Annotated in this window: 21 protein-coding genes; 13 read left to right on the top strand and 8 right to left on the bottom strand. The window is 71.1% G+C overall.

The genetic code is table 11. The features are described 5' to 3' along the window. Positions 1-72: 72 nt before the first annotated feature. Positions 73-768, top strand: a complete 696-nt coding sequence (locus LXT21_RS19350) for a diacylglycerol kinase family protein (RefSeq protein ID WP_254039610.1) — start codon at positions 73-75, stop codon at positions 766-768. Between the two features lie 93 nt (positions 769-861). Here LXT21_RS19350 and LXT21_RS19345 read toward each other — a convergent pair whose 3' ends face one another. After that, positions 862-1065 (bottom strand): hypothetical protein, encoded by a 204-nt coding sequence (locus tag LXT21_RS19345; protein ID WP_254039609.1) that lies wholly within the window; start codon positions 1063-1065, stop codon positions 862-864. 330 nt (positions 1066-1395) lie between these two features. Here LXT21_RS19345 and LXT21_RS19340 point away from each other — a divergent pair, with 330 nt between their 5' ends. The 5 genes from LXT21_RS19340 to LXT21_RS19320 all read left to right on the top strand — a co-directional run bounded on the left by LXT21_RS19340 (position 1396) and on the right by LXT21_RS19320 (position 8191). Then, positions 1396-2991: an NAD(P)/FAD-dependent oxidoreductase gene (locus tag LXT21_RS19340; RefSeq protein WP_254039608.1), complete on the top strand. Its 1596-nt coding sequence runs from the start codon at positions 1396-1398 to the stop codon at positions 2989-2991. 37 nt (positions 2992-3028) lie between these two features. Then, positions 3029-3397: a hypothetical protein gene (locus LXT21_RS19335; RefSeq protein ID WP_254039607.1), complete on the top strand. Its 369-nt coding sequence runs from the start codon at positions 3029-3031 to the stop codon at positions 3395-3397. Positions 3398-3510: 113 nt separating this feature from the next. Continuing rightward, on the top strand, positions 3511-4650 hold the full coding sequence (locus tag LXT21_RS19330; RefSeq protein ID WP_254039606.1) for a class I SAM-dependent rRNA methyltransferase: 1140 nt from the start codon (positions 3511-3513) through the stop codon (positions 4648-4650). 49 nt (positions 4651-4699) lie between these two features. After that, entirely contained in the window at positions 4700-6229 is a 1530-nt protein-coding gene (locus tag LXT21_RS19325) for a 3'-5' exoribonuclease YhaM family protein (RefSeq protein WP_254039605.1), read from the top strand. 6 nt (positions 6230-6235) lie between these two features. Further along, positions 6236-8191 (top strand): HD domain-containing phosphohydrolase, encoded by a 1956-nt coding sequence (locus LXT21_RS19320; protein WP_254039604.1) that lies wholly within the window; start codon positions 6236-6238, stop codon positions 8189-8191. On the opposite strand, the gene LXT21_RS19315 is transcribed toward LXT21_RS19320, so the two are convergent. The 3 genes from LXT21_RS19315 to metG form a co-directional block, all read right to left on the bottom strand. Beyond that, positions 8178-8954 carry a TatD family hydrolase gene (locus LXT21_RS19315; protein ID WP_254039603.1) on the bottom strand — a complete coding sequence of 259 codons (777 nt, stop codon included), beginning with the start codon at positions 8952-8954 and terminating at the stop codon, positions 8178-8180. The genes LXT21_RS19320 and LXT21_RS19315 overlap by 14 nt on opposite strands. Further along, complete coding sequence (locus tag LXT21_RS19310) at positions 8951-9925, bottom strand: HEAT repeat domain-containing protein (protein ID WP_254039602.1); 975 nt, start codon at positions 9923-9925, stop codon at positions 8951-8953. Before LXT21_RS19310 ends, LXT21_RS19315 begins: the two co-directional genes overlap by 4 nt. A 307-nt stretch (positions 9926-10232) precedes the next feature. After that, complete coding sequence (gene metG / locus LXT21_RS19305; RefSeq protein ID WP_254039601.1) at positions 10233-12353, bottom strand: methionine--tRNA ligase; 2121 nt, start codon at positions 12351-12353, stop codon at positions 10233-10235. A gap of 114 nt (positions 12354-12467) precedes the next feature. Between metG and LXT21_RS19300 the strand changes: the two genes are divergently transcribed. Continuing rightward, positions 12468-13277 (top strand): NRDE family protein, encoded by an 810-nt coding sequence (locus tag LXT21_RS19300; RefSeq protein ID WP_254039600.1) that lies wholly within the window; start codon positions 12468-12470, stop codon positions 13275-13277. Here the strand turns inward: LXT21_RS19300 and LXT21_RS19295 are convergent. The 4 genes from LXT21_RS19295 to holB all read right to left on the bottom strand — a co-directional run bounded on the left by LXT21_RS19295 (position 13237) and on the right by holB (position 16760). After that, on the bottom strand, positions 13237-13788 hold the full coding sequence (locus tag LXT21_RS19295) for an AraC family ligand binding domain-containing protein (protein ID WP_254039599.1): 552 nt from the start codon (positions 13786-13788) through the stop codon (positions 13237-13239). The genes LXT21_RS19300 and LXT21_RS19295 overlap by 41 nt on opposite strands. 101 nt (positions 13789-13889) lie before the next feature. Beyond that, positions 13890-14351 (bottom strand): hypothetical protein, encoded by a 462-nt coding sequence (locus LXT21_RS19290; protein ID WP_254039598.1) that lies wholly within the window; start codon positions 14349-14351, stop codon positions 13890-13892. A gap of 61 nt (positions 14352-14412) precedes the next feature. Beyond that, entirely contained in the window at positions 14413-15729 is a 1317-nt protein-coding gene (holA, locus tag LXT21_RS19285; RefSeq protein WP_254039597.1) for a DNA polymerase III subunit delta, read from the bottom strand. Beyond that, positions 15726-16760, bottom strand: a complete 1035-nt coding sequence (gene holB / locus LXT21_RS19280; RefSeq protein WP_254039596.1) for a DNA polymerase III subunit delta' — start codon at positions 16758-16760, stop codon at positions 15726-15728. Before holB ends, holA begins: the two co-directional genes overlap by 4 nt. 81 nt (positions 16761-16841) lie before the next feature. Between holB and LXT21_RS19275 the strand changes: the two genes are divergently transcribed. The 6 genes from LXT21_RS19275 to LXT21_RS19250 all read left to right on the top strand — a co-directional run bounded on the left by LXT21_RS19275 (position 16842) and on the right by LXT21_RS19250 (position 23928). Next, positions 16842-18338, top strand: a complete 1497-nt coding sequence (locus tag LXT21_RS19275; RefSeq protein ID WP_254039595.1) for a mechanosensitive ion channel family protein — start codon at positions 16842-16844, stop codon at positions 18336-18338. Between the two features lie 168 nt (positions 18339-18506). Further along, entirely contained in the window at positions 18507-19187 is a 681-nt protein-coding gene (locus tag LXT21_RS19270; protein ID WP_254039594.1) for a hypothetical protein, read from the top strand. 147 nt (positions 19188-19334) lie between these two features. Beyond that, complete coding sequence (locus tag LXT21_RS19265; RefSeq protein WP_254039593.1) at positions 19335-21740, top strand: ABC transporter permease; 2406 nt, start codon at positions 19335-19337, stop codon at positions 21738-21740. 187 nt (positions 21741-21927) lie between these two features. Further along, positions 21928-22791, top strand: a complete 864-nt coding sequence (locus LXT21_RS19260; protein WP_254039592.1) for a hypothetical protein — start codon at positions 21928-21930, stop codon at positions 22789-22791. A 46-nt stretch (positions 22792-22837) separates the two neighbouring features. Further along, entirely contained in the window at positions 22838-23341 is a 504-nt protein-coding gene (locus LXT21_RS19255) for an acyltransferase (protein WP_254039591.1), read from the top strand. After that, positions 23338-23928 (top strand): acyltransferase, encoded by a 591-nt coding sequence (locus LXT21_RS19250; protein WP_254039590.1) that lies wholly within the window; start codon positions 23338-23340, stop codon positions 23926-23928. The genes LXT21_RS19255 and LXT21_RS19250 overlap by 4 nt, the downstream gene beginning before the upstream one ends. Positions 23929-23930: the final 2 nt, after the last annotated feature.

Here is a 23930-nt window from a genome sequence, read left to right as displayed (position 1 = left end):
CGACCTTACCCATTCACATCTCCACGGCAATCGAACCCGTGAGTGCTAGCCTGCCCGTCCCTTCAGGTTCCGATGACCGTACCTGCCCGGCCACCTCCCAGCTTCCCTCCCCGTCGCGGCTCGGGGTTCCTCGCCTCGTTCGGCCATGCCTGGGCGGGCCTCATCCACACCGTCGTGTACCAGCGCAACATGCGCCTGCACCTCATCTCCGCCGTGCTGGTGGGGCTGGTGGGCAGCGGCATCCCCCTGGGACTCGCCGAGAAGGTCACGCTCATCTTCTGCGTGTTGCTCATCTTCTTCGCGGAAATCCTGAACAGCGCGCTGGAGCACCTGGTGGACCTGGCCGTCCAGCAGTTCGACGAGAAGGCCCGGCTCACCAAGGACGCGGCCGCCGCGGGGGTGCTGGTGCTCGCGCTGGGCACGGTGGTCATCTTCGCCGCCATCCTGGTGCACAACTGGGAGACGGTGCGCACGAGCACCGACGCCATCGTCCGCCAGGTGGCGCTCGGCCTGCCGCTGACGGCGTGCGTGGTGGTGCTGGTGCTGCCCCAGCGCCGGCCCGTCGGCGTGGACGTGGGCGCGTTCATCGCGGGGGGCGTGCTGCTCGCGTTCCTCGCCCAGTACACGGCCAGCACGGTGTTCAGCGCGATGACGGCCGGGCTGCTCTTCGTCGCGGGCTCCGCGGCCTACACCCGCCGACGCGAAGCCGGCTCTCCAGGGGCGCCGGCGGGCGATTCGCCAGTCAACGGACATAAAAAAACCGGCTGACGCCGGTCCACCACCACCTCGAGGGCGGGAGCCCCGGAACCCGTCCGGAGCTCGCTCACCCGCCGAGGGTCGCTTGGGGTGAGTCTCGCACGCTCAGGCGCGCTGACGCCACTCGGAGCCCTGCTCCGGGGACGCAGGCACGGCGACGGACTTGTCGCCTTCCTTCAGGTCCGAGGTCACCAGATCGAGCAGCTCCGTGGCGATACCGATGACCTGGTGCGGCGTGTAGCCGCTGGCGCGGAGCTGGTTGAAGAAGGTGCGCGCCAGGATCCGGGTGCCCTTTTGATCGGTGCTCACAGTCAATGCCTCCAAATGGGGGGCGGCGCGAACAGAGGGGGCCGCCGGCTAATCACTCGAGCCTTGTTCTTCAACCCCCGTGCCAGTCGTTCTCTTCCAGAGGGATTCACCAGCAGTTCCCAGGGGTTGAAGAGCACCAAGGGTCGGCATGGGGTGAAATGGGGTGCGAAGGGGCCTACGCACCCAGGGAGACCCCCGAGGGAACTGGATGGCCGGGTGCATCACGAGGTACGCACCCGTTCCGCGGCCTCGAGCCCCTCGTGGTTTCAAGTGCTTGCAATCTTTCAGCAGGGTGGAGCAGAACGCGCGCCCCACCAGGAGCGAACGGCAATGGCGTATCGGGTGAACAACATCGGGCTGTGGCTGGACGAGCCGGAGGAGCTGCTCGGTCAGCGGGCCGCGGAGAAGCTGGGCGTCACCCGCTCCGACCTGGCCTCCGTGCGGGTGGTGCGCTCCGTGCTGGATGCCCGCAAGAAGGGCAGCCCGCGCTACATCTACACGCTGGAGGTGGAGATGGCGCCGGGGAAGAAGCCCAGGCAGCTGCCTCCGGACGTGGGCGAGGCGCCGCCTCCCCCCGAGCCGCTGTCGTCGGTGAAGCCGCCCGAGCAGTGGCCCATCATCATCGGCACGGGCCCCGCGGGGCTGTTCGCCGCGCTGGGGCTGCTCGAGCGCGGCGTGAAGAGCATCCTCATCGAGCGGGGACGCGAGGTGGTGGCGCGGCGCAAGGACGTGGCGAAGCTGATGCGCGACGGCACGCTGGACCCGGAGAGCAACATGAACTTCGGGGAGGGCGGCGCCGGCGCGTACACGGACGGCAAGCTGTCCACGCGCATCAACCACCCCATGGTGCGCAAGGTCATCGAGGCCTTCGCCCGCTACGGCGCGCCGGACGCCATCCTCGTCGAGGGCAAGCCGCACATCGGCTCGGACCTGCTGCCGGGCGCGGTGGCGAAGCTGCGCGAGGAGCTCATCGCCGGCGGCTGCGAGGTGCACTTCGGCCAGCGCGTGGACGACCTGCTCTACAAGGACGGCCGCATCGCCGGCGTGAAGCTCGCGGACGGGCGCACGCTGGAGAGCGACCGCGTCATCCTGGCCCCCGGCAACTCCGCGCGCGAGCTGTACGAGCGCTTCGCCGCCGACGGCCGCGTCAGCGTGGAGGCCAAGCCCTTCGCGCTGGGCTTCCGCGCCGAGCACCCGCAGGCGCTCATCAACGGCATCCAGTACGGCAGCGCCGCGAAGAACCCGAAGCTGCCCCCCGCCGACTACAAGCTCGCCGAGAACCTGGACGTCGACGGCGAGGTGCGCGGCGTCTACTCGTTCTGCATGTGCCCGGGCGGAATCGTGGTGCCCACGCCCACCGAGGACGGGCTGCAGTGCACCAATGGCATGAGCAACTCGCGCCGCAACGCGCGCTACGCCAACGCGGGCATCGTCGTCTCCGTCTCCGTGGCGGACTTCGAGCGCGAGGGCTTCCACGGACCGTTGGCCGGTCTACAGTTCCAGCGACACTGGGAGCAGAAGGCGTACGAGCTGGGCGGCGGGAAGTTCTTCGCCCCGGCACAGACGATTCCGGACTACCTGGCCGGGCGCGTGAAGAAGGACCCGGGCGGCACCAGCTACCGTCCGGGGCTGGCGCACGTGGACCTGAACCGGCTGTTCCCGGAGCGGCTCACCACGTCCCTCAAGCAGGCGCTGAAGACCTTCGAGCGGAAGATGCGCGGCTTCATCAGCGAAGAGGGCAAGCTCATCGGCATCGAGAGCCGCACGTCGTCCCCCGTGCGAATCACGCGGGGCGAGGACCTGCAGTCGGTGTCCTGCAAGGGCCTGTACCCCGCGGGCGAGGGCTGCGGCTATGCGGGCGGCATCGTCTCGTCGGCCATTGATGGTTTGCGCGTCGCGGAGCAGATTGCCACCGAGCTGGCGTGAGCCACGCCAGTGCCCGCAAGAGGGAGGGAGCCCTGCCATGCGTTACGTCGTGCGCACTCCGGATGGTGAGCTGACCTACCCCAGCCTCCTGGACGTGGAGCGCGCCTACGTCCAGGGTCTGGTGGACGCCGACGACGAGGTGCGGGAGGAGAGCTCCCAGACGTGGCGCAAGGCGGGCAGCCTGCCGGTGCTCGCGCGCGCGAAGTCCCCGGCCTCGGGGCTGGCGGCGCGGGGCCAGTGGCTCACCGTGGCGGGCGCGGTGCTGGTGGGCGCGCTGGCCCTGTCGCTGGTGCTGCGCGACTCCTGGCACCTGCGCATCCTGGGCATCGTCCTGGCGCTGGTGGTCAGCTCGCTGCTCACGCGCGTGACGTTCAAGGCCTTCAAGCGGCCCCCTCCCCAGGCCTGAGGCCCGCCTCCTCCCCTGCTCTCCAGCCGGAGGGCCCGACGCCCGCCGACATCGGCAAGCGGACGGCCCATCTTGTCCGCTGGAAGTCAGCCACGCGAGAGGGGAGGACGCACTTGCTCAGCACCTATCTGTCCAAAGATGCCGCCCGCCGTCTGCGCCATGGAGCCCCCTGGTTGCGCCGGGAGGACATCGTCTCCATGGAGGGAACGCCCCAACCCGGCGAGCCCGTGCAACTGAGAGACGAGGACGGCGCGGTGCTCGGGCTGGGGGACGTGGACCTGGAGGCGTCGCTCGCGGTGCGGCGGCTGGGCATGCCCGACGAGGCCGTGGAGGGGCTGATTCCGCGCCACCTGCGCCGCGCCTTCGAGCGCCGGGGCCGCATGGTGGACGACCCGCGCTTCTGCAGGGTGGTGAACGATGACGGGGACGGGCTGCCCGGCCTCATCGTGGACCGGTACGACACCCACTTCGTGGTGCAGACGCTGACGCGCTCCATGGACGCCCGGCACCAGGACATCACGCGCGCGCTGGTGGAGGTGACGGGGGCCAGCTCGGTGCTCCTGCGCAACGACTCTCCGCGCCGCAAGGCCCTGGGCCTGCCTACCCAGCGCCCCCATGTCCTCTACGGCACCCCGCCCCGCTGGTGCCGGCTGTTGGAGCTGGGCGCGCGGTTCACCGTGGATCTCACGTACGGCCAGGGCACCGGCTACGCGTATGACCAGCGGGAGCTGCGCCGCGTGGTGGGCCGCATGGCCTGGGACGGCCGGGTGCTGGACGCCGCCTGCAACGTGGGCGGGCTCTTCGTGCACGCGGGCCTGCACGGGGCGCGGCACATCCTCGCCTTCGACGCGGACGCGGACGCCGCGGACCTGGCGCGCGAGAACGCCGAGGCCAACGGACTCCTGGGACGCGTGCTGGTGGAGAAGGGCACCGCGCTCCAGGCCTTGCGCGCGGTGCGGGAGACCTTCGACCTGGTGCTGCTGGACACACTCCGGGTGGCATCCGAGGAGGAGTTCGTGGAGCACCTGCGGTACGCGCTGCGACGCACCCGGCATGGGGGCCGGCTGATGGTGGTCGGCTATCACCCACCCCTGGCATTCGGCGGCTTCGACGAGCTGGTGGCCACCGCGTGCGAGGCGGAGGCGCGAATCGCCACCCGGCTGGCCCGGCCCGGGTTGCCTCCGGACCACCCGACGCTCGTGGGGTCCCCGGGCGCGGAGTACCTCGACACGGTGGCGCTGGAAGTGAGCTGACGCGGAAAGCACCGCACAGCCGTGGGGAGTGCTAGTGTCCGCGCCCGCGATGACCAACGAAAACGCCCCCCAGACCGCGACCTCCACCCCGGCGGATTCCGTCGAGACCGTCCGCAAGGTGTACGCGGCCGACCTGCGTGAGAAGGACCGCGTCCACACCGTCTTCCGCGTCACCAAGAAGGAGAAGGTGACGGCCCGCAGCGGCAAGGTGTTCCTGGCCCTGACGCTCGTCGACAAGAGCGGCGAGGTGGACGCGCGCGTGTTCGACAAGGTCGACGCGCTCGAGCCGTCCTTCCAGTCCGGCGACTTCGTGCTCGTCCAGGGCGGCGTCATCCAGTTCCACGGCCGCACGCAGGTGGTGGTGGAGGGCCTGGAGCGCCTGGACCCCGAGCCCCTGGACCCGAAGGAGTTCGAGCCGCCCCCGGCCCCGCCCGCCGAGGCCAAGGCCGCCCCGGAGGCGAAGCCCGCCGCCGAGCCGCGCGCCGAGAAGGCCGACAAGGTCGAGCGGAACGACAAGAGCGAGCCCCGTCACGACGGCGGCGGTGGCGCCCGGGCCGCGGGCCTCATCCGCGAGCTCATCCACGAGCGCATCAATGATCCGTTCGTGAAGCAGCTGTTGATTGCCTTCCTGGACGACCCGCAGGTGGCCGCGGGGCTGCCGGTGGCGCCGGCCGCCAAGGGCATGCACCACGCGTGGCGCGGCGGGCTGGCCGAGCACCTGCTGTCGGTGATGCGGCTGACGCTGCGGGTGGCGGACCACTACCCCATGGCGGACCGCGACCTGTTGCTCGCGGGCGCGTTCCTGCACGACGTGATGAAGGTGGCGGAGATCTCTGCGGACAAGGGCTTCGACTACACCGACGAGGGCAAGCTCGTGGGCCACCTGGTGATGACGGCCCAGAAGATCCGCGAGAAGACGCTGTCCATCCCCGGCTTCCCGCCGCTGCTCGAGAACCACCTCACGCACCTGGCCATCTCGCACCACGGGCAGCTGGAGTACGGCAGCCCCAAGGTGCCGATGACCATCGAGGCGCACATCGTCCACGCGCTCGACTCGCTCGACTCGCGCATCGCCTCGTGGCTGGAGGCCATGCAGCGCGACTCGAACGAGAAGTGGACGGACGTGCAGCGCCACTACGACCGTCAGCTCTGGAAGGGTCCCCTGCCCACCGTGCGGGGCCGCGGCCCGGTCGAGGGTGGCGGCGGCGGTGGAGGCGGACGCCGCAAGTCACGCGAGGAGAAGCGCAAGAACCGAGGCGACAAGGCTCCGCAGCAGCCGCCGCAGCAGGCTCCCGCGCAGGAGGGCGGCGCGCCGGTGGTGGCGCGTGAGGAGCAGCAGCCGCAGCAGCGTCCTCCCCGCCGCGAGCGTCCGCCTCGCGAGGAGCGCCCGCCCCGTGAGGAGCGCCCGCCGCGCGAGGAGCGCGCCCGGGACGAGCAGCGCGCGCCCCGCGAGGAGCGCCCGCCGCGTCCGCCGCGGGATCCCAACAGCCTGCCGAAGGAGCTGACCTTCAAGCCCTTCAGCGCGCTGACGACGCTGTCGTCGGGCGACAAGAGTGGCGAGGGTTCGTCGGAAAGCTGAGTCGTCATGGCGAAGAAGCTGGGTGAGCGCCTCATCGAGGCGGGGCTCGTCAATGCCGGGGCCGTGGAGCAGGCCCTGGAGCACCAGAAGATCACCGGCCACAAGCTGGGGGACTGTCTGGTGGAGCTGGGGCTCCTCCAGGAGGCGGCGCTGCTGCGCTTCCTGGCCGCGGAGTTCCAGACGCGCTTCGTGAGCGCGGACAAGCTGGCCAAGGCGAAGATCGCCACCGAGGTGCTCGACAGGCTCCCGGTGCGACTCGCCGAGGCGCAGAACGTGCTGCCCCTGGCGGTGGACCCGGACCGGAAGCTCCTGTCCGTGGTCGCCGCCGAGCCGCAGAACAAGGCGCTGATGGACGAGATTGCCCTGGTCACGGGCATGTCGGAGGTCTACGCGTACGTGGGCCTGCGCGGCGCCATCGCTGCGGCCATCCGCAAGCACTACTACGGCGACCCCACCGCGTTCGCCGCGCTGTTGGAGGCGGCGAGCGCGCAGTCCGGCCCCGCCGAGTCCACGTCGCGCACCGGGGCGCCGGAGCACAACCGCACGTCCACCAGCAACCGCAGTAGCCTGTCGTTCCGCATGGAGACGGACCCGCGCATGCGGGTGCAGCGTCCCAGCGGCGGCACGCAGGTGGCCGGTCGTCCGTCGTCCACGCAGCGGCGCGAGCCGGGTGGCCCGCGAGGGCTGGTCAGCGACATCGACTACGTGGAGACGCTGGGCATCCTCGTGGGGCTGCTGGAGCAGGACCGCCAGCGGCACCGGGGACACTCCGCGCAGCTGGCGCGTCAGGCGGGCATCGTCGGTCAGCGCATGGGCATGCCCCACAAGGAGCTGGCCGCGCTGTCCATCGCCGCGTACCTGCATGACCTGGGCAAGCCGTCCGAGCGGCACTTCTCGCTGGCGAGCAACGCCGTCAACTCGGAGTGGAAGGCGCAGGCCCGCGCCGCGTGCCGCGCGCCCACCAAGTTGTTCGAGACGGTGCACCTGCCCGCGCAGGTCAACACCATCCTCGCGCAGCTGTACGAAGCCTGGGATGGCTCGGGCACTCCGCAGGGCGCCAAGGGGGAGGAGATCACCCTGGGCGCGCGCATCCTCGCGGCGGTGGACAGCTTCCTGGAGCTGACCAAGAACCCCGGCAACGCGCTGGGCAAGGCGCTGCCCAAGGAGCAGGCCCTGGAGCACCTGCGCACGAACGCGGGCGTGCTCTACGACCCGGTGGTGGCCGACATCGTCATCCAGTTGCAGAGCGGCGAGCTGCTCCGCCACCGGCTGGAGAGCGAGGGCCGGCAGGTGCTCGTGGTGGAGCCGGACGAGACGGCTCGCGGCGAGCTGCTGGAGGCCGTGCTCAAGCAGGGGCTGGTGGCGCACGCGCTGTCCACGCAGGAGGGCGCGCAGGACGGCCTCGCCCGGCAGGACTGCGATGTGCTGGTGGTGAGCCTGCGTCTGGGTCAGCAGGAGGTGCTGGACCTGCTCCAGCAGGCCCGCTCCACGCCGGAGACGGCGGGGCTGCCCATCGCGGTGGTGGGCGAGCCGGATGCGCCCACGCGCGAGCGGCTGATGATGGGCGGCGCGACAGAGCTGCTGCCTCCCGGGGACAAGTCCCTCATCGCCAAGGCGGTGCGCGCGCTGCTCGAGGACCGGGTGCTGCACAACGGCCCGGGGCGCGTGGTGCGTGGCAGCTTCGACGAGCTGCCTCCGCGGGAGCTCCTGCGCACGCTGGGCAGCGCTCGCAAGAGCGGCAAGCTCAACCTGCGTCAGCACACGCTGGAGGGCTCGATGCACCTGGAGAGCGGCCGCGTCGTGTTCGCCTCCTTCGGCGGACACACCGGAGAGCCCGCGCTCCAGGCGCTGCTGAAGCTCAAGCAGGCCGACTTCCAGTACGACCCGGACGCGCTGCTGCTGGACGTTCCGCAGATGGACCAGGACCTCCAGGCCCTGGCCGGCGGCGTCAGCGCAGGTTGAGGTTGAAGAGGGCGGCGGCGTTGGCGGTGGTGACCTCGGTCACCGTCTCCAGCGTCACGCCCTTGAGCTCCGCCAGCTTCCGCGCCGTCTCCACCACGTGCGAGGGCTCGTTCTTGCGCCCTCGGTGCGGCACCGGCGCCAGGTACGGGCTGTCGGTCTCCACCATCAGCCTGTCGAGCGGCGCGAAGCGCACCGCGTCCTGCAGCGCCTCCGTCTTCTTGTAGGTGATGACGCCGGAGAGCGAGAGGTAGAAGCCCCGGTCCAGGTAGCGCCGCGCGGCGTCGGTGTGCCCGGTGAAGCAGTGGATGACGCCCTTGGACACGCCCACCTCGCCGAGAATCGCGTCGCAGTCCTCGTGCGCGTCACGCACGTGCACCACCAGGGGCTTGCCCAGCTTCACGGCGAGCTCGCACTGGAGTCGGAAGATGCGCGCCTGCGCCTCCCGGGGCGAGTGGTCGTAGTAGTAGTCGAGGCCCGCCTCGCCCACGGCGCGGACCTCGGGACGGGCGCAGGTGCGCTCCAGCGTGGCCAGGTCGTCCTCGGTGGCCCGCGCGGCCTCGTGCGGGTGGATGCCGAGCGTGGGCGAGAGGAACTCGGGATGCGCGGCGGCCAGCTCCAGCGCGTTGCCCCAATCGCCGGGACCGTGGAACTGGCCCACGATGATGGCGTGGATGAGGCCCGCGGCGCGCGCGCGCTCCAACACGGGGGCCGCGTCCGCGAAGTCCTTCACTTCCAGGTGGCAGTGCGCGTCCACCAGTCTCATGTTCCCTCCTGAAACAAGTCGTCCAGTTCCTGCCGTGCCTCGGGTGAGGTGAAGGTGCTCACCGCCGCGCGCACGCGCTCGCGGCCCTCGGGGAGGCCCAGCCTCCACAAGCCATCCGCCGCGTCCAACCGGTCCTCTTCCTGGGCGCTCATGTCCTGCAGCACCGCGAGCAGCCAGGGCAGGGCCCGCTCGTCCCCCAGACGTCCCAGGCCGCGCGCGGCGGCGCCTCGGCAGGAGTCCTTCGGGTCATCGAGGATGGCCTTCAGTCGCTCCAGCGCGCCGGCGGCCTTCACCTCACCGAGCAGCTCCACCGCGAGCGCGCGGTCCTGACTCCACGTCTTGCGCGAGCGCTGGAGCAGGTGCGCGGCGCCGTCGGCGTCACCCAATCGGGCGAGGACTCCGGCGGCCTGCGTCTTGTCGAAGGCGGGGAGCAGCCAGCGGCTGAACAGCTTCTTCACGGCGGGCAGCGCGCGAGCGTCCTCCAGCTCAGCCAGGGCGCCCAGGGCACGGAAGCGGAGCAGGTCCGCGTCCAGCGCGTCGATGAGCACCTCGAGACCGGCGGGGTGCTTGAGGGCGGCGATGCCTCGCGCGGCCTCGAAGCGCACCTCGGGGACAGCGTCTTCCAGCATGCCCGCGAGCGCGCCGCGCAGCTCCGGACGGGCCATGTCCGCCAGTCGGCCCGTGGCCTCCAGGCGCACCAGCGACTCCTCGTCGCGAAGCCGCGAGATGAGCAGCGCGATCGCCTCTTCTTGAGGCAGCACCACGGTGGCCAGCGCGATACCGGAGCGCTTCACCTCCGGCTGCGCGTCCGACAGCATCCGAGGCACCACCTCCGTGAACTCGGGGGCGCGCGAAGGCACCTCCGCCGCGAGGTGATGGAGTTGCTCGGCCGCCTCCGCGCGAAACGCGGGGCGCTTCTCGTTCTCCAGCGCCAGCAAGGCCCGGTCCCGCTCCGCACGCCAATCCGTCACGTCCCATCACCTCGCTTGCCCGACAGCGTCCGCTTCGAGCGAAGCACAACACCTCGACGACTTCACGCCGCCACCTGGCGCGACGTTGCCCGAGTCGAACGGGAGCAGGCTGTCGTCTGCCCGCCCCGTCCGCACCGACGGCCTCACGTCGCGACCCGGCGGGACACTGCCCGATTCGAACAGGGGCAGGCGGTTGTCGCCCTGCCCCTTCCGCCCACCGCTCGACGACTTCACGTCGCTGTCCGGGCGGGACACTGCCCGATTCGAACGAGGGCAGGTCGTTACCTCCCTGCCCCGTCCGCGCCGACTACTTCACGTCGCTGCCGGGAGGGACGTTGCCCGGGTCCAACAGGGACAGGTCCTTGCCGCCCGGGCCCGCCGTCAGGAGCATGCCGCGCGACGAGATGCCCTTGAGGCTGCGGGGCTTCAGGTTCGCCACCACCACGACGTTGCGCCCCACCAGCGTCTCCGGAGCGAACGCCTCGGCGATGCCCGAGACGATGGTGCGCGGGCCCGTCGCCTCACCCACGTCCACCGTGAGCTTCAGCAGCTTGTCCGCCTTGGGGACCTTCTCCGCCGCGAGCACCTTGCCCGACTTGAGCACCACCTTGGCGAAGTCCGCGTACTCGATTTCAGCGGACGCCTCCCCTGCCCCCGCGCCCTCCGTGGCCTGAGTGACGGGCGCGGCCTCGGCCGGCTTCTTCTCGGCCTTCTTCTCCTTGCCACCCTCCGCCTTCTTCACCTCGGCGGCCGGGGGCGGCGCGCCACCCGCGGGCAGCGAGAGGATGGCGTTGACGCGCTCCTCCTCCAGCCGGGGCAACAGCGGCTCCGGCGTGCCGATGGGGCGGCTGCGGTCCAGGAGCGGGTACTTCGCACCCTCCAGCGCCTGGAACGTGAGCGGCGGCGCGCCCAGCTGCGCGAACAGCTTCTCGGACAACCGAGGCGTCACCGGGGCCAGCAACGCGCCCAGCAGGTACACGACATCCGCCGCGTCGGAGAGGTCCGCGCGCGCCGCCTCCGCGTCCTTCTTCACCAGCGCCCACGGCGCCTGCGCCTGCACGAAGGCATTCGCCGCCGACGCGATGTCCGTGATGACGCGGATGGCGTTGCGGTACTCGAGCTTCTCGAACGCCTCTCGCGCCTCGCCGACCCGGGCCAGCACCGACTCCACCAGCGCGCGTCCAGGCCCCTCGGCCCGCGCCGGCGCCAGCGTCCCGCCCAGCGGCCCGGCCAGGAGCGACAGCGCGCGGTTGGCCAGGTTGCCCACGTTGTTGACCAGCTCCCCGTTCACCCGCAGACGGAAGTCCTTGAGGTTGAGGTCCAGGTCCTCCACGCCCGCGCCCAGGTTGGCCGCGTAGAAGTAGCGCAGGTAGCTGGGGTCCAGCTGGGTCAGGTAGTCGCGCACCGGAATCATGGTGCCGCGGCTCTTCGACATCTTCTCCCCGTTCACCGTGAGGTGCCCGTGGACCTTGATCTCACTCGGCACATGCAGGCCCGCCACGTCCAGCACCGCGGGCCAGAACAGCGCGTGGAAGTAGACGATGTCCTTGCCGATGAAGTGGACGATGCGCGCGCCGCTGTCCTTGCTCCAATAGTCCAGCGCGCTCTGCGCCTTGCCCGTCTGCTTCGCCCACTTCTCCGTCGTGGCGATGTAGCCGATGGGCGCGTCCAGCCAGACGTAGAAGTACTTGTCCGTCTCACCGGGAATCGCGAAGCCGAAGTAGGGCCCGTCGCGGCTGATGTCCCAGTCCGCGAGGCCCTTCTCGAAGAAGCCCTGCAGCTGCGTCGCGAGCCCCGGGTGGAGGAAGCCCGGCTTGCGCAGGAGCGCCTGGAGGAAGTCCGCGTGCTTCGAGAGCTTGAAGAACAGGTGCGCCGATGACTTGCGCACCGGCGGCGTGCCACACAGCGAACAGTGCGGGTCGATGAGGTCCGTGGGGCTGTACGCCTTGCCGCACTTCTCACAGACGTCACCGTACTGGTCCGGCGACTTGCAGTTGGGACAGGTGCCCTTGATGAAGCGGTCGGGCAGGAACCGGCGGTCCTTCTCGCAGTACGCCTGTTCGACGTCCTTGCGCTCGATGTCGCCCTTCTCCTTCAGCCGCCCGTAGATGAGCTCCGCGTAGTGGCGGTTCTCCGGCGAGTTGGTGGAGTGGAAGGCGTCGAAGCGCACGTCCAGGTCGTGGAAGTCCTTCTGGTGCTCGTCCTGGAAGCGGGCGATGAACTCCTCGGGCTTGAGCCCGTGCTTCGCCGCGTTGAGCTCGATGGGCGTGCCGTGCGTGTCGTCCGCGCAGAAGTAGACGACGTCCTTGCCGCATGAGCGGAGGAAGCGCACGTAGATATCGGTCTGGATGTACTCGACGGCGTGCCCGAGATGGATGGGGCCGTTCGCGTACGGAAGCGCACTGGTGACGAGGATTCTCTCCGCCATGGACTCTCCTGGGGGCGGCGGACATTAGCCGCTCGGGGGGCCGAGGTCATCGACGGCGTGGGGCCGCGCGCACGAATGCACGACGGAGCCGGGGATGTTATCGACCGGATACGAATGTGCACCATCGTCATCCTTCGTCAGGTCCACCCCGAATGGCCGCTGGTGCTCGCGGCCAACCGGGACGAGTTCTACGCACGTCCCACGACGGGCCCCCAGGTCCTGCTCGAGTCCCCTCGCGCCGTCGGCGGACGGGACGTGGAGCGCGGCGGGACGTGGATGGGAGTGACTAACGAGGGCCTCTTCGTGGGCCTGACGAACCAGCGCGGCGGACAAGGGAAGGGCCCGGCCCCCCGCTCGAGGGGAGAGGTGGTCCTCCAGGCCCTGCGGGCCGCCAGCGTGGAGGGCATCGAGCGCTACCTGGACACGCTGTCCGGCGAGGACTTCCTGCCCTTCAACCTCCTCTACGGTGATGCCCGGACGCTGCGGGTCGCCTACGCCAGGACCGGCCAGGCCGAGCTGCGGCGCGAGGACGTCCCCCCAGGCATCCACGTGCTCCCCAATGACGTGCTCGACAGCCCGGAGCTCCCCAAGGTGGCGCGCGCCCGGGTGCTCGCCGCGGAGCTGCCGCACGAGCCCTGGCCCCGGTTCGAAGCGGGGCTCAAGGCCCTGCTCGGCGACGACCTGCTGCCCCCGACGACGGGGACACCGCTCCCCGCGCCCGGTGAGTCACTGCCTCCCGAGTTCCTGCGTCGCCTGCAGGCGCTCTGCATCCACACGCCCGCCTACGGCACGCGCTGGTCCTCCATCGTCGCCCTGGCTCCGGGACGCGTGGGGCACTACCTGGTGTCGCAGTCCGCGCCGTGCGAGGGCCCCTGGGAGGACATCACGGCGATGCTCGATGTCCCCCACCCCACGTCGCGCTGAGCCCACCGCGGCCCTGACGCAGGCGCGCCAGCAACCGGGAGAGCAGGGGCCACAAGTGCGCCCCCGACTCGGCGGCGAGCCCCCGCAGCGCGCGGTGCAGCGCCACGAAGTCCCGCGCCACGTCCGGGTCGGCGAGCACCGCGCCCCCTCCGGGAAAGAGGTCGTCGACGATGGGCGGTCCCTCCTCCTCCCGGGCAGGGCGCGACGGCGGCCTGAGGAGGGCCACCGGCACGAGCATCCCGCACAGCACCCCAGGCCGACCGCTCTCGGCGTGCAGCGCGTGGACCTCGCCCGGAGGAATCACGACGAGGCTTCCGGGGGGGGCCATCAGCCGGACCCCTCCGCAGCACACCTGCTGGACATGCCCCACGTCCAGCGTGAGCTGGAGCTCGTCATGGACATGCAACGCCTGCGTGGTGGCTCGGCCACTCACCCGGTACAGCACCAGTCCTGGGTATGTGCCGGGTCGCCAGACCTGCGCCGTCGCATGCCCGTCCCACTCCGTCACCATCTCCCGCTCCCCGCGTCGATGTCCGGGAAGCTAGACGCCGAAGCGGGGTCGGGGCAGCCAGCCCCCGGGACACCGGACGTGTCGTCGGGCGGGCACTCGCCTCAGGCCGGCCCGACGGGGGCAGGCTCGCCCACGAGGACGCGTGCCCGGCCGTCCATGGAGAGCTTCACCTCCTCGACAGTGGTGAAGCCGGACGCGCGCGCCAGCTCCGCCAGGTGACGCATCCACGGGTTGTAGGGCATCCCGTTGTCCGAGCAGCACGGCACCACCGCGAACGGCAGCCGATGCCTCGCCGCGTACTCGATGATGACGCGGGTGGCGCCGTCCGGGTGCATGCCCACCACCAGCTCCGCCTCGCACGGCTCGTCGACCGTGAAGATGCGCTGGGCGTACGTCACCGGCAGGTGCTTGTGCCGCAAATCGAAGGTGGTGACGGCGCGGCCCCGCCGCGTCAGGGCCTCGTTGAGGCGCCCCTGCCCTCCCGCCACGTCGAAGACGCGAGGGGCCATGAAGCGCGACACGATGAAATCCGCGAAGAGGTCGAAGCGACGCTTGTCCGCCATACGCCGCCTCCTCTACCCGAGCCGGACTCCGAGTGCACGTCCCAGCGTGCCCGCCCGCCCCTCAGGCGCCGAGGCACACGGTGGCCAGCAGCCGCTCGATGACCAGCCGCCCGTTGCCAGACGACTTCAGCGACAGGTCCGCCTCCGCGCATGCCACCAGCGCGCCGAGCAGCTCCTTGCGCTCGTAGCCCGCGGCCGCCTTCATGCTGAAGGTGAGCGCCCACGCGTTGGGCATCTTGCGCCGGGTGCCCTTCAGCTCCGCCTCCAGCTTGGGGAACACGCGGGCCTCCACGTCCTTCGCGGTGCGCGGCGGCGTGCCTCCCGCGTAGCGCGTCAGCCACTCGTGGCTCTCCAGCAGCGTGCGGACGATGGAGGCCACCGCGCCCAACAGCTGCAGCGCGTGCGTCCCCTGCCCCATCGCGTCCTCCGCGTAGGACAGCGCGCCGCGGAAGTCGCGCTTCTGGAGCGCCTCGGACAGCTCGAAGAACTCCTCCTCGCGCGCGTGGTGCACCAGCATCACCACGTCGGAGCGCTCGATGGCGGGCCCCTCCGAGTACGTGGCCAGCTTCTCCAGCTCCGACTGCAGCAGGCGGATGTTGCCGCCCACGCGCTCCTTGAGCTCCTCCAGCGCGCCAGGCCCCAGCTTCTTCTTGAAGGGCGCCAGGAACTCCTTGGCGATGTCGGAGAGGTCCAGGTCCTTGTGGCGCGCGGCCACCTTGCGCTCGACGACGTGGCCCTTGTCCTGCGCCAGCTTCACCAGCGGGTTCTTCGCGTCCACCTCCGTGGCCGCCATCACCAGCGCGTGTCCCGCCGGCGCGCCCTTCTGGATGAGGTCGATGAGCACGGTGGCGTCGCCCTCGGGGGCGCTGATGCGCTCCTCCTTGCAGAAGGCCGCGGCCTCCTTCAGGAACGCCACGTCCGCCTCCGCGAGGTCGACGTTCAGCTCCTCCTTCCACTGCTCCACCGACGGCGCCTTGGACGCGGACGGGTCCAGCTGGTCCACGCCCCAGCCCGCGCGCGCCGCCAGCGCCAGCAGTCGCCGGGCGCCCTCCTTGCGCTTGCCCGCCTTCCACGCCTCGCGCGCCTTGGCCAGCGGATCTCCGCGCCCCTTCTTCGGCGCGAGGAACTCCGGGTCCCTCACCACCACGACCTTGCGGCCGGGGAACAGCGGCAGGGTGGCCAGCTCCTGCGCCACCTCGCGCGGGCTGCCCGCGTCCAGCGTGACGAGGTTGAGGCCCACCGCCGCGTCGGGCACCAGCAGCTTGACCAGCTCGTCGGCGCCCTTGCGGACCAGGAACTCCTCGCCCCACAGCAGGTACAGCGGCGCGAGCTTCCCGGCCTTCACGCCCGCCAGCACGTCGTCCAGCTCCGAGCTCATCGGGACGTCTCCGTGAACAGGTCGATGAGCATCCGCTCCAACTGCAGCCGGGGCGCGCCGTTGCGGGCCACCGCCGCGCGCGCGCCGTCGAGCAGCGCATGGCGACGGTGCAGCCACGCATCGGACAGCCGCGCGCCCACCTCCACCGCCAGCGCACGCAGGTCGCGGTTCGCCAGCGAGTCCTCGCGGCCGACCTTGGCCAGGGCCACGTCGCGCGTCCAGAGCGTCAACAGCTCCAGCGTCGCCTCCGCGTCCTCGCGCGAGCCGCCGTGCTCGTCCGCGAAGCGCAAGAGCCCCACCGCGTTGTCGCCGCGCAGGCTCTCGAAGGCCGTCACCACGTCCTTGCGGCGGGCCAGCGCCTCCACGTCCAGCGACAGCGCGCGGCCCAGGCTGCCTCCGGCCATGATGGCCGCCAGCTGCGCGGTGTCCGCGTCCAGCTTGCGCTCGGTGCGCACGCGCTCGGCGACCAGCTCCACCGGCAGCGGGCCGAAGTGCACCTTGCTGCACCGGCTGCGGATGGTGGGCAGCAGCTTGTCCATGGCGCTGGCCACCAGCACCAGCGTGGTGTCCGACGGCGGCTCCTCCAGCGTCTTGAGGAACGCGTTCTGCGCCTGCACGTTCATCGCCTGCGCGGAGACGAGGATGGCCACCTTGCGGCGCGACTCCAGCCCGCGCAGGGCCAGCCGCTCCTGCAGCTGGCGGATCTGCTCCACGCGCAGATCCCGGCTCGGCGTGCCCGTGAAGTCCGAGCGCCCCGCGAGGCCTCGCGACACGCGCTCATCGTCGGGCATCACCCAGGTGACGTCGGGGTGGAGGCCGCGCGCCACGCGCGTGCAGCTGGCGCAGGTGCCGCAGCCCACGTCCGGCTGCTCGGGGCAGGTGAGCGCCTGGGCCAGGCCCACGGCTGCTCGCTCCTTGCCCACGCCCTCCGGCCCCGCGAAGAGATACGCGTGGTGCACCGCGCCAGAGCGAAGTGCCGCCTGAAGTGAATCAATCGCGCGGGGCTGTCCCAGCACCGATGCGAGGGTCATGGCGCGTGTATCCCCGCTTGCGCGCCACGCGTCAACCGCTGCCTTGACCCCCATGTACGCGCGGGAGAGAGTCAGGGGGTCTTGCTGCCTTTCCTCCAGAGCAATCTGTCCCTGGCCGTCGGCGCGATATTGGCGCTGGTGCTGCTGGGAACCCGGGCCTCCAGCCAGGACGTGGACCTGAAGCGGGATCTCACCGGGGCCCTGCGGCTGATGGTGATGTTCCTCATCCTGCGCGTGGCGGCCTGGGCGATGCCCGCCACCACGCCGCCCGGGCCGATGAAGGCGCTGCAGGTCGCCTGGATGCTGACGTTCGCGTTCGGCGTCATCCGCGCGGGCGTGGGCTTCGGGCTGAAGCTGATGAGGCTGCGCTCGACGTCGGTGGCGACGCCGAAGATCCTCCGCAACGTCATCGACTTCCTGCTGTACACGCTCGCCGCGGTCCCCATCGTCCAGACGCAGCTGGACCTGGACCTGACGGGCCTGGTGGCCACGTCCGCGGTGCTGTCGGTGGTCATCGGTCTGGCGCTCCAGGAGACCCTGGGCAACCTCTTCGCGGGCCTGTCCCTGCAGTTGGACAAGCCCTTCGAGGTCGGCGACTTCGTGCGCATCGGCGAGCACGTGGGGCGCGTGGCGCAGGTCAACTGGCGCTCCATCCGCATCATGACGTTCCGCCGCGAGCTGGTGACGCTGCCCAACTCCATGGTGGCCAAGGAGCAGCTCAAGACGTTCAACCAGGACCGCGAGCCGGTGGGCGTGGACATGCAGGTGCGCGCCTCGTACGACACTCCGCCCAACGTGATGAAGGCGGCCCTGATGGACGTGGCGCGGGAGATTCCGCAGGTGCTGGTGGACCCGGCGCCCATCACCCGCACGCTCGCGTTCGACGAGCAGTCGGTGCGCTACATGCTGCGCTTCTTCGTGAACGACTTCTCGCTCGCGGACGCGACGATGGCGGAGGTGCACACGCGCCTGTGGTACCGGATGCGGCGCGACGGCATCGAGCCGCCCGTGCCCCACCGCGTGGTGCGCATGCGCGAGGACGCGGACAAGCCGGAGCTGCCCGCGCACACGGTGCTGCGCCTCTTGCGCGCGGTGGACCTGTTCGAACCCCTGTCGGACACGGACCTGGAGCGGCTGGGCCAGGAGGTCCACGTGCGCCGCTTCGGCCGCGACGAGCACATCATCCAGGAGGGTGATGACGGCCGGACGTTCTACGTGCTCGCCTCCGGCGAGGTCAGCGTGCGCGCCGGCAAGTCCCAGTCCGAGGTGACGCGGCTGGGCCAGGGCGGCTACTTCGGCGAGATGTCGCTGCTCACCGGCGAGAAGCGCGCCGCCACCATCGTGGCCCTGGAGGACTCGCTGCTGCTCGAGGTGGACCGGCCCACCTTCGCGCGCCTGTTCGGCGAGCACCCCAACCTGGCCCGGCAGCTGTCCTCCATCCTGGCGCAGCGGCGCACCCAGCTGCGGGCCGTGGCCCAGGCCAGCGGCGCCGCCGGGGACCCCATCCCCGCCGAGGTGGGCCGGATCCTCGGCCGCCTGCGCCAGATTTTCGGCCTGCACGGCGCCCACCACGAGTAGCCCGCAGCGGGCCTCCAGAACCCGCCTCTCAGCCCCGGTCGTGCCTGCCCGCCCTACCTGCCAGGGCGGCCATCTTCCGGGGCGCTCGGGCCGCCCGGCCTCCGAGGGAATGTCAGACCCTTCCGGTAGTCTCTCTTCATTCCCGCTACCGGAAAGGAAGTCGTCGACATGACCACCCCTCGTGAGAACCCGTGCGTCTCGGTCAACCAGCTCGGCCAGTACCTCACCGGAACGCCGTCGCTGCGAAAGCGCATCATCCAGGGGCAGAAGAACCCGGTGGATCCGCAGTACCTGCGCTACCCCGCGGCGGCCCAGGCCATCACCGAGTTCCTCTGCGAAGGCCGGGACGAGGTCATCCTGCGCTATCACCAGCGCCGGCTCCTCAACGCCCAGGCGGACTCGGACTTCGACGCGCACCGGCTCGCCCTGTGCGCGGAGGCCCTCCAGCGCTGCCTCGTCGCCGCGGATGACCTGGCCACCCGCGCCGTGGCCAGCCCCGCGGACCCGGAGCTCGCGCCCCTGGACGTCGCGGGCGTCGCCGTGAAGGTGCGCCCGGAGGTCCTCCTGCGAGGCGTGGACGCGCGCGGGCAGATGCGCTCGGGCGTCCTGAAGTTCTACTTCTCCAAGCACACGCCGCTCGACGAGCGCGCCGGCCAGTACATCGCCACCGTGCTCCAGCTCTTCGCCGAGGAGCGCCTGGAGCAGCAGGGCCCCGTGGACCCGCGCCTGGTGGGCGTCTTCGACGTGTTCGCCGGCCGCCTGTTCGTCGCGCCGAAGGCCCGCCAGCGCCGGCTCCAGGACGTCGTGCTCGCCTGCGAGGAGATCGCCGGCCGCTGGAACTTCCACTGACGGTCCACCGTCCCGTGTCCGCTTCCGGGACACGGACTTCCCGCATCCGCGAACGGCGCGGGGACTCGGGCGAGCATCCCTCCAGGGAACTTGGGGGGTTGCCTCGCCCCATGCGGGCTGGCATGGCCTTCGCTTTGGGGGCCCGCCATGGACTCGCTTCGTCAAGACTTCCGCTACGCGCTGCGCACGCTGAGACACACGCCGGGCTTCACCCTGGCCGCCGTGGTGACGCTCGCGCTGGCCATCGGCGCGAACACCGTCCTCTTCAGCGCCATCCACGCGATGCTGCTCAAGCCCCTGCCCTTCCAGGCGCCCGAGGCGCTCGTGCGGCTGTGGTGCAGGCAATTGGATTTCCAGCAGGCGTCGGTGGCGCCGCCGGAGCTGCTCGGCTGGCGGGAGCATGGCCGCTCCTTCGCGCAGCTCGCCGGCTTCACCCGTCGGGACATGAGCCGCACGGGCGCGGACTCCGCCGAGCGCGTCCGCGCGGGCCGCGTCACCCCCAACTTCTTCCAGACGCTCGGAGTAACCCCCACGCTGGGGCGGGACTTCCGGGACGAGGACGCCCAGCCGGGCAATCCCCCGGGCAGCGTGGTGGTGAGCCACGCCTTCTGGAAGAAGGCCCTCGGCGGAGCTCCGGCCGCGGTGGGCGGGACGGTGCAGTTGGATGGGCGCACGTACACGGTGGCGGGTGTGCTGCCGGAGAGCTTCACCTTCCCGGAATACTCCGAGGACGTCGACGTGTGGCTGCCCAACTGGCTCAACCCGGAGCAGCACGGCAACCACTACATGAGCGTCATCGGGCGGATGGCGCCGGGCGTCACGCTGGAGGCGGCGACGGCGGACCTGGCGCGGGTGGCCCAGCTCATCGCCCGGCCGGACGCCCCGGGCGACAAGGCCCACGGCGTGACGACGGACCTGTGGCAGCGCTACCTCACGTCCTCCTCGCGGCCGGTGCTGTGGGCGCTCTGGGCGGCGGTGGGCTTCGTGCTGCTCATCGCTTGCGCCAACGTGGCCAACCTCCTGCTGGTGCGCGCGCTGGCGCGGCAGCGGGACGGCGCCATCCGCGCGGCGCTCGGGGCCAGCCGGGGACGGCGCATCCAGCAGGCCCTGGCGGAGAGCGTGCTGCTCGGCCTCGTCGGTGGACTGGTGGGCCTCTTGCTCGTCATGTGGGGCATGGAGCTGGTGCGCGCGCTGCTGCCCGCCTCGATGTTGCGCATGACGCCGGTGGAGCTGAGCATGCCCGCGCTCCTGTTCAGCGTGGCGCTCTCGCTGGGCGCGGGGTTGCTCTTCGGCCTGGCGCCCGCGCTGCACACCTCCGGCACGGACGTGCTGCCGCTGCTCAAGCAGTCCGGGAGCGCGGTGGGCGCGCGCGCCAACCACCCGCTGCGCAACGGGCTGGTGGCCGTGCAGCTGGCCCTGGCGCTGGTGCTGCTGGTGGGCACGGTGCTGATGGTGCAGACGCTGCGCAACATGCAGGCGGTGGACCCGGGCTTCGACGCGCAGCGGGTGCTGCACGCGCGGCTGGCGCTGCCGGACCTCAAGTATGGCGGCTTCGACAAGCAGCGCGGCTTCTTCGCCGACTACCTCGAGCGGCTGCGCGCGCTGCCGGATGTGGAGGCCGTGGGCATGGTCAACGACGCGCCCCTGGGCGGCAGCAACTCCAACGGTGACTTCACGCTGGAGGGGGCACCCCAGGACTCGAACGTGCGCTACGTCACCGAGTTCCGGGTGGCCTCGCCGGGCTACTTCCGGGCCCTGCGCGTCGCGCTGCGCGAGGGGCGCGACTTCGACGGCCGCGACGCGCAGAAGGGCGCCCCCAGCGTCATCGTCAACGAGGCCTTCGTGCGCAAGTACCTCGGGGGTGGCGAGGCCCTGGGCCGCAGGATCCGCCTGGGCTGGAGCGACAACGAGCCCTTCCGCGACATCGTCGGCGTGGTGGCGGACGTGCGTCACAATCGCCTGACGGAGCCCGCCCAGCCGGAGGCCTACCTGCCCTACGAGCAGTACCCGGTGCCCACCATGTCCATCCTGCTGCGCACCTCGCGCGACCCGTCCACGCTGGTGGCCGCCGTGCGCCAGGAGCTCAAGGCCGTGGACGCCGAGCAGCCCGCGTATGACGTGGCCCCCCTCATCGACCGGATGGACCGGCAGGTGTCCCGGCCCCTGGCGACGGCGCGGCTGCTCGCGGCCTTCGCGGCGCTCGCGGTGGTGCTCGCGGGCGTGGGCGTCTATGGCGTCATGGCCTATGCGGTGGGCCAGCGCACCCGGGAGCTGGGAATCCGCCTGGCATTGGGCGCCCACCCCCGACAGGTGCTCGGGCTGGTGATGCGCCAGGGTCTGATGCTCACGCTCCTCGGCGTGGGGGTGGGCCTCCTGGCCGCCTTCGGCTGCATGCGACTGCTCGCGACGCTCCTCTATGGTGTGAATGCCAATGAGCCAGGCGTCTTCCTGGGAGTCGCGGCGGCGCTGGGACTGGTGTCGCTGTTGGCCACCTGGATTCCCGCGCTGCGCGCCAGCCGGGTGTCACCGTCCGTGTCACTGCGCGCGGAGTAGCGTTCTCTCCTGGCGGAACGCCGTCTCCCGCCAGCGTCAAGCCCCGCCACGAGCCCGCGCTGGCCTGGCGAGCAGGCATGGGGTGACTTCGCCCCAGCCCTTCCGTCCCACGCGGTTGAGGGGACCAGCGGACGTCCCGCTTGGTTGGCCCTTTGACGCTTGCCGACGGAAGGGTTTAAGAGTCCGCATGCACTTCGACTGGACGTTTCTGGTTCGCGTGAGCGTGCTGGCTTTGCCCGCCATGCTGCTGATGGCGTTGCACGGCACGGTGGCGCAGGCCTCCGCGCCGAGCGCTTCGCTGGAGAAGCTGTCGAGTCGTCGCATCTTCTTCGGCCACCAGTCGGTGGGGGGCAACATCCTGGATGGCGTCAAGGCGCTGCCCAACTCGGCCCAGGGCGTGGTGCCGCGCGTGGTGGAGGTGCAGAGCCCCACCGAGTCGCTGGCCCCCGGCACCCTGGCGCACGCCCTGGTGGGACAGAACGAGAAGCCCGAGTCGAAGATCGCCGACTTCGAGCGGCTGATGGACGGTGGGCTCGCGAAGTCGACGGACGTGGCCTTCTTCAAGTTCTGCTACATCGACATCAACGGGGCCACGGACACGCGCGCGCTGTTCGAGAAGTACCGCGTGGCGATGGAGGGCCTGAAGGCGCGCCACCCCGGCACCACCTTCGTGCACGTGACGGCGCCGCTGACCACGGTGCAGCGCGGCGCGAAGGCGTGGCTGAAGGAGCTGCTCGGCCGGCCCGTGTGGGGCGTGGCGGAGAACGTGCAGCGCGAGACGTTCAACGAGCTGATGCGCAAGACGTACGCCGGCAAGGAGCCCCTGTTCGACCTGGCGCGCCTGGAGGCCACGGCGCCCGACGGCTCGAAGGAGACCTACGAGCTCAATGGCCAGACGTGGCCGGCCATGGTGCCCGGCTATTCCGACGACGGCGGCCACCTGAACCCCGCGGCCCAGGCGCGCCTGGCCACCGAGCTGCTCAACTTCCTGGCGAGCCTTCCCGCGCCGGTGGTGCAGCCTCCCATCCCCGCGGTCCAGGCCACGCCGTGACATGAGGCCGTTACCGCAATCACTGTCGAGTCAGTGGGGGAAGCTCATGGCGCGCCTGAAGCTGAGGCGCTGCCAGGAGATAGGGGACTCGCCCACGGTGCTGGGCCGGGTGTGGGTCCACGGCGCGGGCCGGGTGCTGGTGGGAAACCGAGTGGTGCTGGATGGACGGCTGGCGCCCATCGAGCTGCACGCCATGTCCCCGGACAGCGTCATCGTCCTGGGCGACGACGCCCACATCGAGGGCGGCGCGTCGCTGGAGGCGCTGAGCTCCATCACCGTGGGACGCGGCGCGCGGCTGGGGCCGTTCAGCAAGGTGATGGACAACCAACACCATCCGCTGAGGGGAAACCGCCATGAGCGGCCTCCGTCGGTGCCCCTGGTCATCGAGGAGGGCGTGACGGTGGGCAGTCGTGCCATCCTGTTGCCGGGCGCGCAGCTGCAGAAGGGCTGCACCGTGGCGCCCGGCACCGTCGTCTCGCGTCGGATTCCGGCGGGGGTGACGGTGGGGGGCGCGCCCGCCAGGGTGCTGCGCAGGGAGGTGATGGGATGACGTCGCGGAGCCCATTCGTCCGGATTCCCGGAGTGGTCGCCCAGCTCGAGGAGATGGGCCGCGCGGCCCGGCCCCGCGCCGAACGCGCGGTGGCGATGGTGCGGGCGCGCTGGCAGTTCCGCGCCGTCCAGACGCTGGGCCGCAACGTGGCGGCCTACGGGCCGGTGAGCGTGCACAACGCGGGGGAGATGCTCCTCGGGGACCGGCTGACGTTCTCCGGCGGGATGCTGCCCAGCTCCCTCGTGTGCCACCCCGGGGGCCGGCTGGCCATCGGCAACGAGACGCAGTTCAACTACGGCGTGTGCCTGGAGGCCTGGCGCTCGGTGAGCGTGGGGGCCCGGTGCATGTTCGCGTCGTTCGTGCGCGTGGGGGACCGGGACGGGCTCCACACCGCGCCCATCATCATCGAGGACGATGTCTGGGTGGCGCACGGCGCCATCATCATGCCCGGCGTGCGCGTGGGAGCGCGCTCGGTGGTCGCCGCCGGGAGCATCGTCACCCAGGACGTGCCGCCGGACACGCTGGCCATGGGCAACCCCGCGCGCAACATGAGCCTGGAGCTGGTTGCCCGCGACACGGGCAGCTGAGC

Source organism: Myxococcus guangdongensis, assembly GCF_024198255.1.
In the GTDB taxonomy this organism is placed as follows: Bacteria; Myxococcota; Myxococcia; order Myxococcales; family Myxococcaceae; genus Myxococcus; species Myxococcus guangdongensis.
This window is presented reverse-complemented; position numbering and strand designations above follow the sequence as displayed.

Bases quoted from the DNA above. Each gene is read 5' to 3' on its own strand.
- LXT21_RS19350 (WP_254039610.1), top strand. From the start codon at position 73: ATGACCGTACCTGCCCGGCCACCTCCCAGCTTCCCTCCCCGTCGCGGC.
- LXT21_RS19340 (WP_254039608.1), top strand. From the start codon at position 1,396: ATGGCGTATCGGGTGAACAACATCGGGCTGTGGCTGGACGAGCCGGAG.
- LXT21_RS19335 (WP_254039607.1), top strand. From the start codon at position 3,029: ATGCGTTACGTCGTGCGCACTCCGGATGGTGAGCTGACCTACCCCAGC.
- LXT21_RS19325 (WP_254039605.1), top strand. From the start codon at position 4,700: ATGACCAACGAAAACGCCCCCCAGACCGCGACCTCCACCCCGGCGGAT.
- LXT21_RS19320 (WP_254039604.1), top strand. From the start codon at position 6,236: ATGGCGAAGAAGCTGGGTGAGCGCCTCATCGAGGCGGGGCTCGTCAAT.
- LXT21_RS19315 (WP_254039603.1), bottom strand. From the start codon at position 8,954: ATGAGACTGGTGGACGCGCACTGCCACCTGGAAGTGAAGGACTTCGCG.
- metG (WP_254039601.1), bottom strand. From the start codon at position 12,353: ATGGCGGAGAGAATCCTCGTCACCAGTGCGCTTCCGTACGCGAACGGC.
- LXT21_RS19300 (WP_254039600.1), top strand. From the start codon at position 12,468: ATGTGCACCATCGTCATCCTTCGTCAGGTCCACCCCGAATGGCCGCTG.
- LXT21_RS19295 (WP_254039599.1), bottom strand. From the start codon at position 13,788: ATGGTGACGGAGTGGGACGGGCATGCGACGGCGCAGGTCTGGCGACCC.
- LXT21_RS19290 (WP_254039598.1), bottom strand. From the start codon at position 14,351: ATGGCGGACAAGCGTCGCTTCGACCTCTTCGCGGATTTCATCGTGTCG.
- holA (WP_254039597.1), bottom strand. From the start codon at position 15,729: ATGAGCTCGGAGCTGGACGACGTGCTGGCGGGCGTGAAGGCCGGGAAG.
- holB (WP_254039596.1), bottom strand. From the start codon at position 16,760: ATGACCCTCGCATCGGTGCTGGGACAGCCCCGCGCGATTGATTCACTT.
- LXT21_RS19270 (WP_254039594.1), top strand. From the start codon at position 18,507: ATGACCACCCCTCGTGAGAACCCGTGCGTCTCGGTCAACCAGCTCGGC.
- LXT21_RS19265 (WP_254039593.1), top strand. From the start codon at position 19,335: ATGGACTCGCTTCGTCAAGACTTCCGCTACGCGCTGCGCACGCTGAGA.
- LXT21_RS19260 (WP_254039592.1), top strand. From the start codon at position 21,928: ATGCACTTCGACTGGACGTTTCTGGTTCGCGTGAGCGTGCTGGCTTTG.
- LXT21_RS19255 (WP_254039591.1), top strand. From the start codon at position 22,838: ATGGCGCGCCTGAAGCTGAGGCGCTGCCAGGAGATAGGGGACTCGCCC.
- LXT21_RS19250 (WP_254039590.1), top strand. From the start codon at position 23,338: ATGACGTCGCGGAGCCCATTCGTCCGGATTCCCGGAGTGGTCGCCCAG.